General features: G+C 70.3%; 13 protein-coding genes and 2 tRNA genes. 9 read left to right on the forward strand and 6 right to left on the reverse strand.

Going from position 1 to position 16,568, the window contains the following annotated elements:
• Positions 1–25 precede the first annotated feature (25 nt).
• On the reverse strand, positions 26–616 hold the full coding sequence (locus GA0070619_RS01995; RefSeq protein WP_088946470.1) for a sigma-70 family RNA polymerase sigma factor: 591 nt from the start codon (positions 614–616) through the stop codon (positions 26–28).
• A 202-nt stretch (positions 617–818) separates the two neighbouring features.
• Here GA0070619_RS01995 and GA0070619_RS02000 point away from each other — a divergent pair, with 202 nt between their 5' ends.
• The 3 genes from GA0070619_RS02000 to GA0070619_RS34010 all read left to right on the forward strand — a co-directional run bounded on the left by GA0070619_RS02000 (position 819) and on the right by GA0070619_RS34010 (position 4,419).
• A complete protein-coding gene (locus GA0070619_RS02000; RefSeq protein WP_088946471.1) occupies positions 819–2,483 on the forward strand; it encodes a copper resistance CopC/CopD family protein in 1,665 nt (554 codons plus the stop codon).
• 17 nt (positions 2,484–2,500) lie between these two features.
• Positions 2,501–3,241 (forward strand): YcnI family copper-binding membrane protein, encoded by a 741-nt coding sequence (locus GA0070619_RS02005; RefSeq protein ID WP_088946472.1) that lies wholly within the window; start codon positions 2,501–2,503, stop codon positions 3,239–3,241.
• A gap of 149 nt (positions 3,242–3,390) precedes the next feature.
• Positions 3,391–4,419 carry a hypothetical protein gene (locus tag GA0070619_RS34010; RefSeq protein ID WP_088946473.1) on the forward strand — a complete coding sequence of 343 codons (1,029 nt, stop codon included), beginning with the start codon at positions 3,391–3,393 and terminating at the stop codon, positions 4,417–4,419.
• 162 nt (positions 4,420–4,581) lie between these two features.
• Here the strand turns inward: GA0070619_RS34010 and GA0070619_RS02015 are convergent, their stop codons facing one another.
• Positions 4,582–5,871, reverse strand: coding sequence for a glycosyltransferase 87 family protein (locus tag GA0070619_RS02015; protein ID WP_088946474.1), 1,290 nt, complete (start codon positions 5,869–5,871; stop codon positions 4,582–4,584).
• A 72-nt stretch (positions 5,872–5,943) separates the two neighbouring features.
• Here GA0070619_RS02015 and orn point away from each other — a divergent pair, with 72 nt between their 5' ends.
• Positions 5,944–6,534, forward strand: a complete 591-nt coding sequence (orn, locus tag GA0070619_RS02020; protein WP_088946475.1) for an oligoribonuclease — start codon at positions 5,944–5,946, stop codon at positions 6,532–6,534.
• Between the two features lie 112 nt (positions 6,535–6,646).
• Positions 6,647–6,719, forward strand: a tRNA-His gene (locus GA0070619_RS02025).
• A 117-nt stretch (positions 6,720–6,836) separates the two neighbouring features.
• Here the strand turns inward: GA0070619_RS02025 and GA0070619_RS02030 are convergent.
• Together GA0070619_RS02030 and GA0070619_RS02035 are read right to left on the reverse strand one after the other, a co-directional pair.
• Positions 6,837–8,126: a L,D-transpeptidase gene (locus tag GA0070619_RS02030; RefSeq protein ID WP_088946476.1), complete on the reverse strand. Its 1,290-nt coding sequence runs from the start codon at positions 8,124–8,126 to the stop codon at positions 6,837–6,839.
• A 250-nt stretch (positions 8,127–8,376) separates the two neighbouring features.
• Entirely contained in the window at positions 8,377–9,648 is a 1,272-nt protein-coding gene (locus GA0070619_RS02035) for a L,D-transpeptidase (RefSeq protein WP_088946477.1), read from the reverse strand.
• A gap of 188 nt (positions 9,649–9,836) precedes the next feature.
• On the opposite strand from GA0070619_RS02035, the gene GA0070619_RS02040 reads away from it, so the two are divergent.
• Positions 9,837–9,912, forward strand: a tRNA-Lys gene (locus GA0070619_RS02040).
• An 84-nt stretch (positions 9,913–9,996) separates the two neighbouring features.
• On the opposite strand, the gene GA0070619_RS02045 is transcribed toward GA0070619_RS02040, so the two are convergent.
• Positions 9,997–10,845: a LysR family transcriptional regulator gene (locus GA0070619_RS02045; protein WP_088946478.1), complete on the reverse strand. Its 849-nt coding sequence runs from the start codon at positions 10,843–10,845 to the stop codon at positions 9,997–9,999.
• Positions 10,846–10,948: 103 nt separating this feature from the next.
• On the opposite strand from GA0070619_RS02045, the gene GA0070619_RS02050 reads away from it, so the two are divergent.
• Positions 10,949–11,680, forward strand: a complete 732-nt coding sequence (locus GA0070619_RS02050) for an SDR family oxidoreductase (RefSeq protein WP_088946479.1) — start codon at positions 10,949–10,951, stop codon at positions 11,678–11,680.
• Positions 11,681–11,770: 90 nt separating this feature from the next.
• On the opposite strand, the gene GA0070619_RS02055 is transcribed toward GA0070619_RS02050, so the two are convergent.
• The gene (locus GA0070619_RS02055; RefSeq protein WP_231927235.1) at positions 11,771–13,369 is read right to left on the reverse strand and encodes a sigma-70 family RNA polymerase sigma factor; all 1,599 of its coding nucleotides are present in this window, start codon (positions 13,367–13,369) and stop codon (positions 11,771–11,773) included.
• Between the two features lie 209 nt (positions 13,370–13,578).
• Between GA0070619_RS02055 and GA0070619_RS02060 the strand changes: the two genes are divergently transcribed.
• Together GA0070619_RS02060 and GA0070619_RS02065 are read left to right on the forward strand one after the other, a co-directional pair.
• On the forward strand, positions 13,579–13,887 hold the full coding sequence (locus GA0070619_RS02060) for a hypothetical protein (protein WP_172861958.1): 309 nt from the start codon (positions 13,579–13,581) through the stop codon (positions 13,885–13,887).
• On the forward strand, positions 13,887–16,568 hold the full coding sequence (locus tag GA0070619_RS02065) for a DUF4132 domain-containing protein (RefSeq protein WP_088946482.1): 2,682 nt from the start codon (positions 13,887–13,889) through the stop codon (positions 16,566–16,568). The genes GA0070619_RS02060 and GA0070619_RS02065 overlap by 1 nt, the downstream gene beginning before the upstream one ends.

The raw sequence follows: 16,568 nt of genomic DNA on the forward strand, positions 1-16,568 counted from the left end.
CCCGTCTCCGCCGGAAGTTCCGCGCTCAGCCGGTCAGCGCGTCGCCGGCCGCCTCGACCAGGTCGTCGCGGGCCCGGGCGACCCGGGAACGGATGGTGCCCACCGGCACCCCTTCGACGGCGGCGGCCTCGGCGTACGACAGGCCGAGCAACTGGGTGAGCACGAAGGCGGCACGCCGCTCGGCGCTGAGCCGGCGGACCAGGTCGGCGGCCCCGAGCTGGCCGGCCGGGTCCGGGTAGGGGCGGTCGGTGTACGCGTTCGCCGCCAGGCGCTCGTCCAGCCGCCGACGGCGGATCACCGTGCGCAGGTGGTCGGCGCAGGCCCGCCGGGCGATGCCGAGCAACCAGGTGCGGGCGCTGGAGCGACCCTCGAACGCGGGCAGCGCCCGAAACGCGCGCAGGTACGTCTCCTGGGTCAGGTCGTCGGCGCTGTCCGGGTCGACCAGGGCGGCGGCGAACCGCCAGACCTCGACCTGGGTCAGCCGGACGAACGCCGCCTGGGCGCTCGGGTCACCGTCGCGGGCGATCAGCGCCCACTCGGTGGCCGGGTCCCGGGCGACGTCGCCGGCCGGCTCTGCCGGACCGGCGGCACCGGTGTCACGCGGGACGGGGATCACGAAAAACCAGGTTACGCGGCGCCCGTCGCAGCGTCAGGGTCCTTCGGCCCTTGGATGTTCTGCACCACGTCGGGAACTTTTTCCCAACGCGAGCCGACTACCTGCTCATGACACGCGATCCCTCCCGCGCGGCACTGGCGGCTGAGCAGAGTTGAGCCCTTCGCCCGACTCGGGTCGCCGAGATCCACACCGGTCGGCGACCATGGCTGGCATGACTGTCGCCCCCCGCCGCTGGTTCGCCCGGCTGGCCGCAGCCGCCGGCCTGCTGGTCACCGTCGTCGCCCTGTTGATCGCGCCGGCCACCTCCGCGAGCGCCCACGCGGTGCTGGAGAGCAGCAGCCCGGCCGCCTCCTCCATCGTGCCGAGCGGGCCGTCCGAGGTGGTGCTGACGTTCAGCGAGTCGGTCCGCAAGGTTCCCGGCAAGATCCGGGTCATCGCGCCCGACGGGGCCCGGGCCGACCGGGGTGAGCCGTCCTTCGCCGGCGGTGTCGTGACCATTCCGGTGGACCCGGCCGGGGGCCGAGGCACCTACCTGGTCAGCTTCCGGGTGATCTCCGCCGACAGCCACCCGGTCTCCGGGGCGTTCACCTACTCGGTCGGCGCACCCTCGACGCCACCCGTCGACTCCGGCTCGGACAGCCGCGCCAACCCGGTGGTGGGTACGGCGGTGAAGGTGGCCCGCTTCCTCGGCTACGCCGGCCTGGTGCTGCTGGTCGGGCCGGCGCTGGTGCTCGCCGCGCTCTGGCCCCGCCGGCTCTCCCGCCGGGGGCCGACCCGCCTGGCGTGGACCGGCCTGGGTCTGGTGGCCGTCGCCACCCTCGCCGACCTGTGGTTGCAGGTGCCCTACACCGCCGGCGGTGGCCTCTTCGACGTCACCGGCGAGGGTTTCGGCAGCGTGTTCGGCAGCGCCTTCGGCGCCGCCCACCTGGTCCGGCTCGGTCTGCTGGCGGCGTCCGTCTTCCTGCTCCGGCCGCTGCTGGCCCGACCGACCGGCCGCGCCGACGCGATCATCCTGGCCGTGCTCGGCGGCGCCACCCTGCTGACCTGGCCCCTGGCCGGGCACCCGGCCGCCTCCCCGGCGCCGGCGGTCTCCGTGGTGGTCGACGCGGTGCACCTGGGCAGCATGGCCGTCTGGCTGGGCGGTCTGCTCATGCTCGCCGGCTTCCTGCTGCGCCAGGCCGACGAGCGGGAGTTGAGCGCGATCCTGCCGATCTGGTCGCGCTGGGCGGCGCTCGCCGTGTCGGCGCTGCTGCTGGCCGGCACCGTCCAGGCGCTGATCGAGGTGGCCACCCCGCAGGCGCTGTTCGACACCACCTACGGGCGGCTGCTGCTCGCCAAGATCGGGCTGTTCGCGCTGGTGATCGCCGTGGCCGCGTACTCCCGGCAGTTGGTCCGTCGGCGTGTCGCCGCGCAGCGACCGGCGCCGGTACGCCGGGCGGTCTGGGTGGAGTTGGCCGTCACCGTGGTGGTGCTGGGCCTGTCCGCCACGCTCGTGCAGACCACGCCCGCCCGCACCGCCGTCGCCGGGCCGTCCAGCACCGAGGCCGGCCTGTTCAGCACCAGGCTGTCCAGCCCGCTCTACGAGATGCAGATCGAGGTGAGCCCGGCCCAGCGGGGCAACAACTCGGTGCACCTGTACGCGTACGGCAAGGACAACCTGCCGCTGCCGGTCGTGGAGTGGAAGGCGACTGCCGCGCTGCCCTCGGCCGGGATCGAACCGATCGACGTCCCGCTGCTGCCGTTGACGGACAACCACGCCTACGGCGACATCAGCCTGCCGGCAGCCGGCGACTGGCAACTGAAGATCACCGCCCGAACGACCGACATCGACCAGGCCACGGTGACCGCCACCGTGCCGATCCGTTAGAGAGGTCCGCGAAACCCATGACCCGAATCCGGCGTACCGCAACCGCCGCTGCCGCACTGGCGTTCACCGCCGCCGCCACCGCTGTGCTCGGCTTCGCCGGACCGGCGTCCGCCCACGTGACGGTGAACCCGAAGGAGGCGACTCAGGGTGGCTACGCCCGGGTGGCGTTCCGGGTGCCGAACGAGAGTGACACCGCCTCCACCACGAAGCTGGAGGTGGTCCTCCCGGAGAACGCCCCGGTCGGCTCGGTGTCGACGATGCCGGTCCCCGGTTGGACGGTCGCGACGGAGAAGCGCAAGGTGGACCCGCCGATCGAGGTGCACGGCAGCCAGCTCACCGAGGCGGTTTCCAAGATCACCTGGACGGCCACCGGTGACGCGGGGGTGAAGCCGGGCCAGTTCCAGGAGTTCCCCGTTTCGATGGGGCCGCTGCCGAAGGTCGAGTCGATGGTCTTCAAGACCCTCCAGACCTACTCCGACGGCAACATCTCGCGCTGGATCGACGAGCAGGCACCGGGCGGCGAGGAGCCCGAGAGCCCGGCTCCGGTGCTCACCCTGACCGCCGCCGCGCCGGGTGGTTCGGCCGCACCGGCCTCCGCCGCCGCCGTCGCGGCACCCGACGATGACGACGACGACGAGGACGGCAACGGCCTCGCGGTGGGCCTCGGTGTGGCCGGTCTCGTCGCTGGTCTGGCTGGCCTGGTGCTGGGCGGGTTGGCGTTCACGCGGACCCGTCGGGAGCCGGTCGCCAAGTCCTGACCCCCGTCACACCGCTGGCCCGCCGGACCATCCGGCGGGCCAGTGCGCTTTCTGGAGTCGGCACCGCCCGTGCCGTGGATATCCGCTGATCAGACGGTCTGCGTCGGTAAGGTCGGCCGGGTAATTGGCTACGGAGGGGGACGGTGCGGATGCGGTTCGTGCGGATGATCGCCGGAGTGCTGCTGTTGGTCGTGGGGATTCCGGCGTTGTTCGCCGGAGGCGCGCTGTGGCTGGTGACCCGCCACGCCGACCCCGACGGGGCCTTCGCCGCCCGCTTCGAAACGGTCCGCACGCCCGGTCACGCGGTCGTGGTCACCGACCTCGACCGGTTGCTGCGGCAGGAGGCGCCGTTCGCGCGTACCGCGCAGACCCGGCTGCGACTGGACGCCCGCACCGCGGACGGCCCGGCCTTCGTCGGGCTGGCGCCCACCGCTGAGGTACGCCGCTGGCTGGAGTCGGCGCCGCACGCCTCGGTTCGCCGGGTGGCGCTGGCCCAGGGCCCGCTGCCGGTCCGGCTGGACGCGGCCGGTCCGGCCGTGGGCACCCCGACCGCAGCTGAGGCGGTCACGCCGCTGGGGCGGCCCTTCTGGGTACGCGAGGGGATCGGCTCGCTGGAGTGGAGTGTCGGGGACCTGGCCGGTGAGCCGATGAGCCTCGTGGTGATGCGCCCCGACGGCGGGGCGGATCTGGCGCTGGACCTGCGCGCCGAGTTGCGCGCCGGGTGGACCGGGCCGGCCACCTGGGGTCTGCTGGCCGTGGGCGTCCTGCTGGTGGTGTGTGCGGTGCTGCTCCTGCTGCGGCCGCTGCGCCCGCGTGAAGTGATCTTCGTGGTCGAGCCGGATCAGGTGCCGGTGCTCGCCGGCCGGCTCGGTGTCACCTCGCTGAGTGGCCTGGGCTCCCGGGAGCCGGGCTCGACCCCGCCGTTGCCGGCCGTCCGGCAGCTCACCCCGGTCGGCTCGGGTGCGGGGGAGCGGCTCCGCTCGGCGATCGGCACCGAACCGTCCCGGCCGGTCACCCTCGCCGACCTGGACGAACCGGCCCGGTTGCCGCGCCCACCGGAGGTGACGCTGAGTCTCGCGTGGCCGCCGGCCGGTACGGAGGCCACGGACCAGCCGGTGGAGGTCCCGCCGGTGGCGACCCGGCCGGTGGACGCCCCGCCTGTGGTGCCCGGCCGCTGATTACGCGGCCGATGGGATCCGCTGGTGGTGACCCTGGCCGGCGGGGGACGAAACGGCGAGTGGCCCTCCGCGCTGCCGACGCGGAGGGCCACCCTCACCGGGGGATCGGTGCTACCTGAGCGACGCTTGAGGTAGATGAGGTCAGATTAGCGCTGATGGCGGCTACTGGGGAGATCTGTCCATTTGGCGCGATTTTTCCTCGCGGTGGCCTGAGTCTTCCTCAGCGCGCCGCGCGGGCACCGGTAGGACCACCAGCAGCAGCACGCTGATCAGCACGTAGGCGTTCTGCACGACGAAGTCCGCCGGGTTCTCGGTGCGGACCGGTTCCACGCCCCAGGCCTGGAACGTCACCACGCCATAGACGATCACCGCGGTGATGCCCAGCGCGAGCCCGGCCAACCACCGACGCCGGCGTGCCTCGTCCGGCCGGTCGGCACTCAACGCCGCGTCCGCGAGCAGCACCACCGCCGGAACGAACCAGTAGATGTGGTGGGTCCAGGTGATCGGGCTGACCAGCGAGCCGACCAGCCCGGTCAGCGTCAGGCCCGTCAACGCGTCACCGGCCCGCGCAGCGCGGGCGGCCCGCCACAGCCCGTAGACGGCGACCACGGCGACCAACAACAGCCAGAGCAGCTGGTCCGGCTTCGCCGGCGCGGTGAACCGGCTGAGCAGGCCGAAGAGCGACTGGTTGCCGACGTAGTCGGTGCGCCCCACCCGATCGGTGGCCCACAGTTCGTGCGTCCAGAACCGCCACGAGTCGCTCGGGGCGATCGCCGCCGCGAGCAGGGTCGCCGCCGCCGCGGTCGCGCTGGCCACCGCCGCAGCCCGCCACCGCCGGGTGGCCAACAGGTACACGATGAAGATGCCGGGAAAGAGCTTGAGTGCCGTCGCCAGCCCCACGCCCACCCCGGCCCAGCGTCGCGCCTGCGGCACCGCGTACAGCAGGTCGGCCAGGATGAGTACGACCAGCAGCATGTTGATCTGACCGAAGGTGATCGTCTCGCGGGTGCTCTCCACAGCCAGCACCAGCAGCACGGCGACGACCAGGGTGAACGTTCGCGGCAGGTGGTGCCGGTCGATGAGCGGCATCACCACCCACCGGGTGGTCAGCACCACGGCCGCCACCGTGAGCACCGTGAAGATCGTCACGGTGGCGCCGAGTCGCAGCAGACCGAACGGCCACAGCAGCAGCGCGCTGAACGGCGGGTACGTGAAGTACAGCTCGCCCTGCACCCGGTCGGGTTGGACGTAGTCGTAGAGCGGGTGGCCGACGCGCCACCAGTCCATGGCCGACATGTAAATCTTGAGGTCGAAGAAGTTGTGCACGAGGCCGCGCAGGTAGAGCGCCGGCAGCACGGCGACAAGAGCCACCACCGCGACCAGGCGACGGACCGTACGGCCGCCGGGATCGTCGTCCGTGACGGCGGGCGGTGCGACGGGTTCTGCTGGCACCCCGAAACCCTAGCGGTCCGGTCGGCCGAGAGCGCGCAGCCGCGGGTCGTGGGCTGCGCGTAGGCTGTCCCGGTGGCTGATCTCCTTGTCTGGATCGACTGTGAAATGACCGGGTTGGACCTTGGCAGGGACAAACTGATCGAGGTTGCGGCACTGGTCACCGATCCCGACCTCAATGTGCTGGGTGACGGTGTCGACGTGGTGATCCACGCCGATGAGGCGGCATTGGAGGCGATGCCGGAGATCGTCCAGACGATGCACGCCAAGTCCGGCCTCACCGAGGAGGTCCGCCGCTCGGCGGTCACCCTCGCCGAGGCGGAGGACCTGGTCCTGGACTACGTCCGCACCTTCGTCAAGGATCCGCGTACGGCGCCGTTGTGCGGCAACTCGATCGCCACCGACCGGGGCTTCATCGCCCGGGACATGCCCCGACTCGACGCGCACCTGCACTACCGGCTGATCGACGTGTCGTCGATCAAGGAACTCTGCCGTCGCTGGTACCCGCGGGTGTACTTCGGCCAGCCGCAGAAGGGCCTCGCGCACCGGGCGCTGGCCGACATCCGGGAGAGCATCCGGGAGTTGGAGTACTACCGGCGTACGGTCTTCGTGCCGCTGCCCGGCCCGGACGTCGAGACCGCCAAGGCGATCGCCGCCGAACTCTGATCCGCGGCGGCTCGTACGGGGACCGGGGAACCCGCTGGACGAGGCACGCCGCGATGTGGCTATTATTGGTCCGCACCCCGCCCGGGGCTATCGACCGGGCGACGGCGGCGTGGTGGCTGTAGCTCAGTTGGCAGAGCACCGGGTTGTGGTCCCGGTTGTCGTGGGTTCAATTCCCATCAGTCACCCAGTTGGTTGTGCTGCTCAGGCCCCCTCCTCGGAGGGGGCCTGAGTCGTTCCAGGGGCCCGATAGGGGCATCCACGACGAAGCCCTCTCCGCGTGGGAGAGGGCTTCGTCGTTCGGGTCAGGCGGTCGGCGTGGGGGACGGGGTGACCGCGCCGTCCGGCGTCGGCGTGGTGTCCGGGTCCGCGGGAGGCTCGTACGGCAGGGCGCTGCCCTTGACGTATTCGTCCCAGCTCATGTTCCAGTCGGTCCAGCCGTTGCCGTTCTGCAGCTTGCGCTCGGTGCCCTTGACCGTGATCGGGTCACCGATCTGGGTGTTCTTGAACAGCCAGTCGCCGTTGGCCATCGACACGTTCACGCAACCGTGCGAGACGTTCACGCTGCCCTGCTGGCCCTCGGACCAGGGCGCCGCGTGGATGAACTCCCCACCCCAGGTGAGGCGCTGCGCAAAGTCAATCTTGGTGCGGTAGCCCTCTTCCGGGCCCAGCTCCTCGAACGTGTCGAAGACCGTCTTGCGCAGCTTCTCGATCACGACCATGGTGCCGCTGGACGACGGGGTGCTCTTCTTGCCCAGGCTGACGGGGATGGTCTTGATCACGGAGCCGTTGCGGGTCACCGTCATCCGCTTGGTCTTGTTGTCCACCGTCATGACCGTCGCAGCGCCGATCTTGACGTCCACGCTGAGGTCGGCGCGGCCGTACCAGCCCTCACCCATCGGCAGACCGCCGGCCTGCACCCGGTAGGAGATCTTGCTGTCGGCCTTCCAGAACTCCTTCGGCCGGTACCGGATTTCGGTGGGGCTGACCCAGTGCCAGATGCCCTCCTGCGCCGGCGTCGACGTCACCGTCATGCGGCGCTGCACGTCGTCGCGGTAGTCCTCCGGGATGTTCCGGCTGAACTTCACGATCAGCGGCATGCCGACCCCGACCACCTGGTTGTCGCCGAGGAAGCTCGTCACCCGTACCTGGTTGTTCGGCTTGGCCATCGTGGTGAAGGTGCTGGTCGCGGTGGCCGGACGGTCGTCGTCGCCGGTGGCGGTGACGGTCGCCGTGTAGGCCGTGCCGTACTCCAGTGCGCCGGCCGGCAGCCACGTCCTGCCATCTGCCGCGAGGGTGCCCTCGACGGCCTTGCCGGCCGCGTCCTTCAGCTCGACAGCGGTCTTCACGGCGTCCTTGGTGGTGAAGGTGATGCCGGTGGACGCTGGCACGTCCTTGGCATCGGCCGCCGGTTCGCTGATGGTCGCCGCCGCCTTCGGTGCCGGAGCCTCGTCGCCGCCCTGCCAGGAGGACGGCTTGCCGCCGTCGCCGTCGGTGCAGGCGGAGGTGAAGGCCAGCGCCACGGCGAGGAGCCCTGCCGCGAACACGCGGCGTCGCCCACCGCGCCTGATCAGCTGGTCCTGGCTAGCTCGCATGATTCCCTCACAGTCGTGGTCGCTGCCCCATCGTCTCCTACTGACGCGCCAGAGCCGGCCCCGGTTGCGGAGGGTGAACCGAAACACGCCGACGATGATGCCGGATTTTTGCTAATATCCGGCGTTTCGTGAGCCTGGCTCGTCTCCGTACCGGGACTGAGGGGTCGCCGCGGCGTCGTCGCAGCGCGGGAATGCAAGGGTACGCGCCGGCCCGGCCATCGGCAGGGCCGGCGCATCGATGCCGGGCGGCTCAGAGCGCCGGGCCGGCCCCACCCTTGGGTACGGGTAGTGCGCTGCCCTTGATGAACGCCGACCAGCTCAGGCTCCACGCCGTCCAGCCGTTGCCGGCGGCGATCTTGCGCTCGGTGCCCTTCACCGTGATCGGGTCACCGATCCGCGTCTTCTCGAACAACCACCGGGCGTTCACCATCGACACGTTCACGCAGCCGTGCGAGACGTTCTGCCGCCCCTGCACGTGCTCCGACCACGGTGCGGCGTGGATGTACTCGCCACCCCAGGTGAGCCGCTGGGCGAACTGGATGTCGGTGACGTAGCGGTTGGCCGGGTCCGGGTCGTCGCGGGTGTCGAAGGTCGTGGCTTCCTTCTTCTCCATCACGACCATCGTGCCGCTGGACGACGGCGTGCTCTTCTTGCCCAGGCTCACCGGGATGGTGCGCACCAGCGCGCCGTTCTCGTACACCAGCATCTTCTTGTTGGCGTTGTCGACCTTCATCTCGAAGGACCGGCCGATCTTCGCGGTCGCCTTACGGTCCATGTCGCCGTACTTGCCGTTGCTCAGCGGCATCCCGGCCAGGGCGATCCGCACGGTGATGGTCGTGCCGGGCTTCCAGTACTCCGGGGCCCGGTAGTAGGCCTGCGTGCCGTTGCCGACCCAGTGCCATGCCCCCGGCTGCGGCGGGTCGGTGCGGACGAACATCCGCTTCTGCACCGCCGCCCGGTCCTTCTTCGGGATGCCCGGGTGGAACTCGGCGACCACCGGCATGGCCACCCCGTAGCTCTTGTCGTCGAAGAGATACAGGCCGGACCCGATGGTCGACTTCGGCTTGGCCATCGTGGTGAAGCTGCTGGTGCCCTGGCTGCTCGTGCCGTCGGACCCGTTCGCCGTCACCGTGGCGGTGTAGCGGGTGCCGAACTTCAGCGGGGCGGACGGCACCCAGGCCGAACCGTCGGTGCGCAGCTTGCCCTCCACCGAGCCCCCACCGTCCGCCGTCAGCGTGACCGCGGACACCTTTCCGCCGTTCGGGAGCTTCGCGCTGATCTCCGTGCTCGCCGGCCGGTCCTTCGTGCCGTCGGCCGGGCTCAGCGTGAGCGTCGGTCCGCTCGGCGTGCTCGGGGTGGTCGGTGCCGAGGGCGCGGACGAGCCAGCTTCGGCACCCGCGCCCGCCGGCGACGTCCCGCCAACGAATTCCGGCTTCTTCTCGTCGCCGCACCCGGTCAGTGCCAGCGACGCCACCAGAGCCAGAGCGCCCACCACCGCCCCGGCTCGCGTGAACCGTGTCATCCCCACCTCTGTTCTCGCGTACCTGGCGGACATCGTGCCGCATCGACGCCGCAACCCACGTCCCTGCCTTGAGCCGGCTGGCCGGTTTGGGGCTTTTTGCCGGCAAAGCTCGACCGAAGGGGGGAGCCCGGTAACCGGATTGGAGCCCGGGTTTCGGGGGTGCTAATGTTCTCTCCGTTGCCGAACGAGCGCCGCTAGCTCAACTGGCAGAGCAGCGGACTCTTAATCCGCGGGTTCGGGGTTCGAGTCCCTGGCGGCGCACCAACGATGAAGGTCCTGACCTGGCAGATCCCTGCCGGTCAGGGCCTTTTTCGCGTACGCCGGTGCGACGAGGCGCGATATCGGCGGCTAGAGGCGGAGTGCGGCCCTGACAAGATCGGCGACAGCTCGGGAACGGCTGTGCGGAGGCCAGGCGATGACTGTGGTGACTTCCGGCGCGTCCACGATCGGCACGGCGACGAGATCTTCGTTCAGCTGGGATCGGGCGGACTCGGGCACGACCAGCAAGGTCCGGCCAAGGGCGGTGAGCTGGAAAAGTTGGGAGTGGCTCTGGGCCTCAGGACCGGGGCCGTCGGGATAGGTGCCGTCATGCGCCGGCCAGCGCGGTAGAGGCAGGTCCGGCAGCTCGGTCACCTCGCTCAGCTGCACACTCTCGCGAGTGGTGAGGGGATGGCCGGCCGGGAGGATGGCGACCTGGCCCTCGGTGAGCAGTTCCTCGGTGTCGAGCCCCGTCAGGTCGTCGAACGGGTGGTGAAGGATCGCGACGTCGGCACGGCCGGTCCGCAACAGTCGTTCCTGTTCGCCGGGGCCACACAGCACCACGTCGACGTCGACCGATCCGGGTTCGGTGGAGTAGGCGTGCAGCAGCTTCGCGAGCAACTCGCTGGACGCTCCGGCCTTGGTCGCGAGGACGACGCTGGCGTGACCGGTGACGGAGAGAGCTGCGCGTCGGGCGCGATGTTCGGCAGCTTCCACAGCGTCCAGCGCTGCTCGTCCCTCGTGCAGCAGGACCGCACCGGCTTCGGTCAGGGTCACCGAGCGGCTGTCACGCTTCAGCAGGGTGGCACCCAGACGGCGTTCGAGCTGACTGATCGCCCGCGACAATGGCGGCTGGGCCATGCCCAGGCGTTGCGCCGCGCGGCCGAAGTGCAGTTCCTCGGCCACGGCGACGAAGTACCGCAGCTCTCGTGTCTCCACGTGTCCAGCCTAGCCCGCAACGGAGGCGGCGATACCTTCCGGGTATCGCCCATGACTCAGGTGGTCTTGGACGACTCGCGGGCCGTGACCCACAGTCGAAGACATGAGTGACAAGAAGATTGCCCTGGTCACCGGGGCCAACAAGGGCATTGGGTACGAGATTGCGGCAGGCCTGGGTGCGCTGGGCTGGAGCGTGGGTGTCGGCGCGCGCGACCAGACCCGGCGGGACACGGCGGTGGCACGGCTGCGGGACGCCGGCGTCGACGCCTTCGGTGTCCCGTTGGATGTCACCGACGACCGTAGTGTCGCCGCCGCAGCCGATCTGATCGCCGAACACGCCGGACGCCTCGATGCCCTGGTCAACAACGCCGCGATCACCGGCGGCGGACAGCAGCAGCCGAGCAGTGCCGATCTGGCCGTCCTCCGCACTGTGGTGGAGACCAACGTCATCGGCGTCATCCGGGTGACGAACGCGATGCTGCCGTTGCTCGGCCGCTCGACCTCACCGCGCATCGTGAACATGTCCAGCGGCGTCGGTTCTCTGACCCGGCAGTCTGGCCCCGACGGTGACACCACCACAGGTCCGGTCTCTGTGGCCTACGCGCCCTCGAAGTCGTTCCTGAACGCGGTGACCCTTCAGTACGTCCGGGAACTGGCGGACACGAAGATCCTCATCAACTGCGCCTGCCCGGGCTTCGTCGCCACCGACCTCAACGGCTTCCGTGGCGTGCGTACTCCCCAGGAGGGCGCGGCGACCGCCATCCGCCTGGCCACACTGCCCGACGGGGGCCCCACCGGCGGCTTTTTCGAGGACGCCGGTGTGGTGCCCTGGTAACGGCTCGCGGCTCTCACGCCCGGCCCGACGCCGATCGGCTTCGGGCCGGGCGCGCAGTCGACGCTGCGCCACTCTCACCTGCGGAGAGCTTCAGTAATCGATGTTGATGGCAGCGATCTGACGGGTGCCGTTGAAGACGATGGCGGGGCCGGCGAAACGGGAGCTGGCGTAGGTCAGCGCCTGCTTGTGCCCGGGACTGTTGAACCAAGCGTTGATCATCTGCTCGGGGGATGAGTTGCCCGAGGACGCCCACAGAACCTCATGGCCGCAGTGCTCGAAGGCGCCCGTATCCAGGTTCTGCTTCACGCAGGTTTCCGCAGCGCGTTGCTCCGTCGTGCGCAGCTCGACAGCGGGCAGTCCGAGCGCGCGGCGCCGCTCGTTGAGCAGCACCAGCAGACGCTGTTCCGCGGCAGACACGCCGGTGGACGTGCTGGCAGGCTTGGTCGGCGACCTGGTCGGAGTCGGCGGCCTGGTCGGTGACTTGGTTGGCGCCGGCGACTTGGTGGGGGCGGAGGCCGGGCGCGAGGTGGTCGGGGACGCGTCGAGCGCCGTCGGGGAAGGTGAATCGAGTGCGGACCCGGGTGTCTCGGAGGCGGATGCGGTGATCGCGGTCGAGGGCTGGGCGGCTGTCACGCTCGCCGGTTGCTGGCTCGGCCCGGCCTTGTAACCGGCGACGACGATCCCCGCCCCTCCGACCAGGGCGACGGCCGCGAACGCGCCGACCAGGGCCTTGGGCAGGGACAGGACCGCGACGCGGGCCTGCTGCGGCAACCCGACGATCTTCGCGCGTGTGCCCGCCGACGCGACGCCGTGTGACGGGCCCGCCGAGGCGACGCCGTGTGACGCGCCCGCCGACGAGATGCCCTGCTGCGCGCCGGTGATGCCGTGCACCTGATGTGTGACGCGGGAGGCGAGGTCGGGCGGGAACGGCGTGAGCGCCATGCCGGCCAGCAGCCGTTCGGCCGGTACCAGATCGAACGTGGCATCCGGGCAGTGCGCGCAGGTCCGAATGTGCCGCGCCAGCCGCTTGCGCCACACCGGCGCCGGTCGGCCGTCCCAGTCGGACGCCATGTCGAGCAGGCCGCCGCAGCCGGGTCGCGTGGTGAGGGCTCGCACCACCAGCCGAGCGGTGTCCAATTGCGCCTTCATGCGGGCCACGCGGACGGTCACGTGATGTGGGTCCAGTTGCAGGGCCTCGGCCAGGTCGGCGCGGGAGAGGTGACCGGCTTCGGCCAGCCACCACAGGGACAGCAGGTGGCGGTGGTCGTCGTCCAGCCAGCGCGTGGCAAGGGCGACCTCGCGGCGCTGATCGGACAGGCGAAGCTGGGTGAGGGTCAGGTCCTCGAAGTCGGATCCCGGGTCGATCAGGTTGTCGATGTCCTCCGGCGGTGCCGGTGTGGTGTGCCGGAACTGCTGGTGTGCACGGACCTCGTTCATGGTGACGGCCACCAGCCACGACCGGAAGACACCCGGATCGCGTACGCCCGCCAGCCCTCGCACGACGCTCAACATCGTGTTCTGCACCACGTCGTCCACATCCGCTGATCGGTTCAGTGCCCGACCCACGATGTTGTACACCAGTGGCAGATAGTGCGAGACCAGCTCGTCCATCGCCGCCTGGTCCCCGCGGCGTGCCGCGTCCACCACCGCCGACAGGTCAGTCCTGTTCGGGTACGCGTGATCGGTCACGCTCACAACCTCGCCTTCACGAAAAATCGCCGTACACCGTGGGAGATTGGTTGGCACCCGTCCAGGTCACACAAACTGGCGTCGTCACCGTCGAAACGCCCTGACGGTACGGGGCTCCGGCGGTCGGCCAACGACAGGCGTTCCAGGTCGCGGCGCTGATCGCTTCCGCGTCACCCAGCATGTCCGGGGTCCACGCTACGGTCTCCGCCATGCCGATGATCACAATCGCCGATGAAGCGACCGGTGGGCCGAGCGTTGCCGAGTGGACAATGGAAATCTTCGACGAGACAGTCCGTCTCGACGAGCTGATCCGCCGGCGAGTGGTCCTGGAAGTCGCCGAGTCCGGCGCGGGCGTCGATCCGGAGGAACGGACCCGGGCGACGCTCAAGGCGTTCGGCCGCAACGGTTTCGTGGTGCTGGTCGACGACCGTCAGGTCACCAGCCTGGACGACACGGTCCACCTGCACGCAGGCTCCCGGGTCACGTTCCTCAAGCTCGTCCCGCTGGTGGGTGGCTGATGGACACGTTCGACCCGGAGCAGGCGCTGCGCGACGTGGTCACCGCCTTCAGGAGGCGGTCCGAGCGCTGGGAAAACGCTCTCAACGACACTGATCAGCGGGACTTCGTCGATCAGGTGGCCGTGGTGTGCGGCTGGGCGCCGGCCAGCACGAGCCGGACGCTGCTCGCCGCGCTCAACGATCCGAACGGCCCGTACGACCTTGCTTCGCCGCAGATCGAGTTGTTGCCGGAGGCGACGTGCCAGGCGGAGCTGCTCAGCTCCGCCATCGCGACGCTGGACGGTGCCGAGGCGCTGGACGGCGCCGAGGCGGATCACGAGCGTCGTGTCGCCGCGGCGATGACGGTGATCGGAAGCCTGCCACGCCACCACAACATCACCAGGGAATCCTCATGGGGGGCCGCCTGCCGCGAGATGTGGGAGCGGGTTGAGCAGATCCTGGCCGCGCAACCGGTGCAGGTCCGGCAGAGGGTGTTCGACGCGTTGGTCGTGCCCGGGCAGGACAGGGATGGGCTGACCACGTTCATCCGTGTTCTGCTCTCGGGCGGTGGGCTGAACGGCGCCGCCTGGCTGGACCGGCTGGGCGGCCAGGCGTGGCTGGGATTCGGTCGGTGGAGCACGTCGCTGGTGAGCTTCACCCGGGAGTCGCTACAGGCCGAGCACCTCGCCGGGCGTTCGCATCCGGCGGCGCTGGCGACGTGGCGTCGGACGCGGATCGAGCGCGCATACTCCCTCATGGGTGAGGACGACCTGGCGATGTGGCCGCTCGTCAACGTCGGTGAGCAGTGGGCTGACCGGGCCGTCGCGGACATCGAGGCGATGCCGGAGGGGCGCCGATCCGGGTGGCAGACGTTGCTTGCCCACTGCCTGCTCGGCGCGGACAAGGCGCGGCCGACGGCCGTCTGGCAGAAGAGCGCCCGGGTTCTGCTCGACGCGGTCGGCGTCGACGAGTTCACCGAGCGGCTCGACGACTGGCTTCCGCTGGTGGGTCTGCCGCGCAGTCTGCCGCTGGGCATGACCACGTGCTGCCCCGGTCACGTCGACGATTACCCGCCCCGGTTGGTCGACCGGCACAACGTCGGGGTGCTGTGGGGCCTGCTCTGGGCGCGAGCGATGTGCCCGCCGTCGGAGGAGACCCTGCGCAGTCTCGGCCACATCGCGGAACGGGCCGCCCGCAAGGTTCCCGGGCACGGTCCGTCGAGCCCGAAGCTGGCGAACGTCGCGGTCGCGGTGCTCGTCGACACCGATCACCCCGCCGCCCTCGCGCAGCTCGCCAGGCTGGCGTCGCGGCTGACCTACAAGAGCACGCTCCGCATCGTCGAGAAGGGCCTGACCACGCACGCCGAGGCGCTCGGCATCGGCCGTGAGGACGTCGAGGAGATGGCGCTGCCCGGCTTCGGGCTGCCACTCGCGGACAAGCTGGGTGACAGCTCGTACGAGGTCGAGGTGCGCGGTGTCGACGCCACAGTGGTGTGGCGCAACTCCGACGGCAAGGTGGTCAAGACTCCTCCGGCTCAGGTGCGCAAGGACCACGGCGAGGAGTTGAAGGAGCTGAAGGCGACAGTCGCGGACATCGGCGCGACGCTGATCGGGACCCGCGACCGCCTTGAGGGGCTGCTGCGGCGCGACCGCGCGTGGACCGTCGAGCAGTGGCAAGAACGGTTCCTGGACCACCCGCTGGCCCGGACCCTGGCCCGACGGCTGATCTGGACCGTCGACGGCGTTGCCTATTGCTGGGGCTCCGACGCCCTGCGGACCGTGGACGACACGGTGTTCGAGCCCGCTTGCGACGCCACGGTGCGGCTGTGGCACCCGGTCGACGATCCGACCACGGTCCTGGCCTGGCGGGACTTCCTGGCCCGGCACACGATCACCCAGCCGTTCAAGCAGGCGCACCGCGAGCAGTACCTGCTGACCGACGCGGAGCGGGCCACCGGCACGTACTCCAACCGCTTCGCCGCGCACATCGTGCGCCAGCACCGTCTCATCGCGCTGCTGTCCCGGCGCGGCTGGTCGCACGTTCGACACCGCAACGACGGCGCCAGCTACCAGGACCCCTGGCTGGCTCTTCCGGACTGGGAGCTGCGCGCCGTGCTGCACATCGCCGGGATCGAGGATCAGGGCGACGACCTGATGTTCGACACGATGGGGACCGACCAACTGGTGTTCCTCCGGGGGGAACGCACGCCGGTGCCGCTGGAGGAGGTTCCGGCGGTCGTGCTGAGCGAGGTGATGCGCGACGTCGACCTGTTCGTTGCCGCGGCCGGGGTGGGCAACGACCCCAACTGGTACGACGGTGGTCCCCAGGGCCGGTACCGCGACTACTGGTCGCAGAACAGCTTCGGCGACCTCAGCCCGCCCGCTCGGACGCGCCGGGATGTGCTGGCCGAGCTGATTCCCCGGCTGGCGATCGCCGACCGGTGCACGTTCACCGACCGGTTCCTCGAAGTGCGGGGTGATCTGCACACCTACCGCATCCACTGCGGCTCGGGCAACATCCTGATCGCCCCGGAGGACCGGTATCTGTGCATCATCCCCGACTCGGCGAAGGCGAAGCAGCCGGAGATGTACCTGCCCTTCGAGGGCGACAGCCGGCTCGGCGAAATCATCAGCAAGGCGTTGCTGCTGGCCGCCGACGAGAAGATCAAGGACCCGGTGATCCTGCGCCAGTTGGCGCGGTGA

The sequence above is a fragment of the Micromonospora zamorensis genome (genome assembly GCF_900090275.1).
Lineage (GTDB): Bacteria > Actinomycetota > Actinomycetes > Mycobacteriales > Micromonosporaceae > Micromonospora > Micromonospora zamorensis.

What these genes read in the sequence shown, in the direction of transcription:
- GA0070619_RS02060 (WP_172861958.1), top strand. Translation starts at nt 13,579, where the DNA reads ATGCCGATGATCACAATCGCCGATGAAGCGACCGGTGGGCCGAGCGTT.
- GA0070619_RS02005 (WP_088946472.1), top strand. Translation starts at nt 2,501, where the DNA reads ATGACCCGAATCCGGCGTACCGCAACCGCCGCTGCCGCACTGGCGTTC.
- GA0070619_RS02065 (WP_088946482.1), top strand. Translation starts at nt 13,887, where the DNA reads ATGGACACGTTCGACCCGGAGCAGGCGCTGCGCGACGTGGTCACCGCC.
- GA0070619_RS02050 (WP_088946479.1), top strand. Translation starts at nt 10,949, where the DNA reads ATGAGTGACAAGAAGATTGCCCTGGTCACCGGGGCCAACAAGGGCATT.
- GA0070619_RS02035 (WP_088946477.1), bottom strand. Translation starts at nt 9,648, where the DNA reads ATGACACGGTTCACGCGAGCCGGGGCGGTGGTGGGCGCTCTGGCTCTG.
- GA0070619_RS02030 (WP_088946476.1), bottom strand. Translation starts at nt 8,126, where the DNA reads ATGCGAGCTAGCCAGGACCAGCTGATCAGGCGCGGTGGGCGACGCCGC.
- GA0070619_RS02000 (WP_088946471.1), top strand. Translation starts at nt 819, where the DNA reads ATGGCTGGCATGACTGTCGCCCCCCGCCGCTGGTTCGCCCGGCTGGCC.
- GA0070619_RS34010 (WP_088946473.1), top strand. Translation starts at nt 3,391, where the DNA reads ATGCGGTTCGTGCGGATGATCGCCGGAGTGCTGCTGTTGGTCGTGGGG.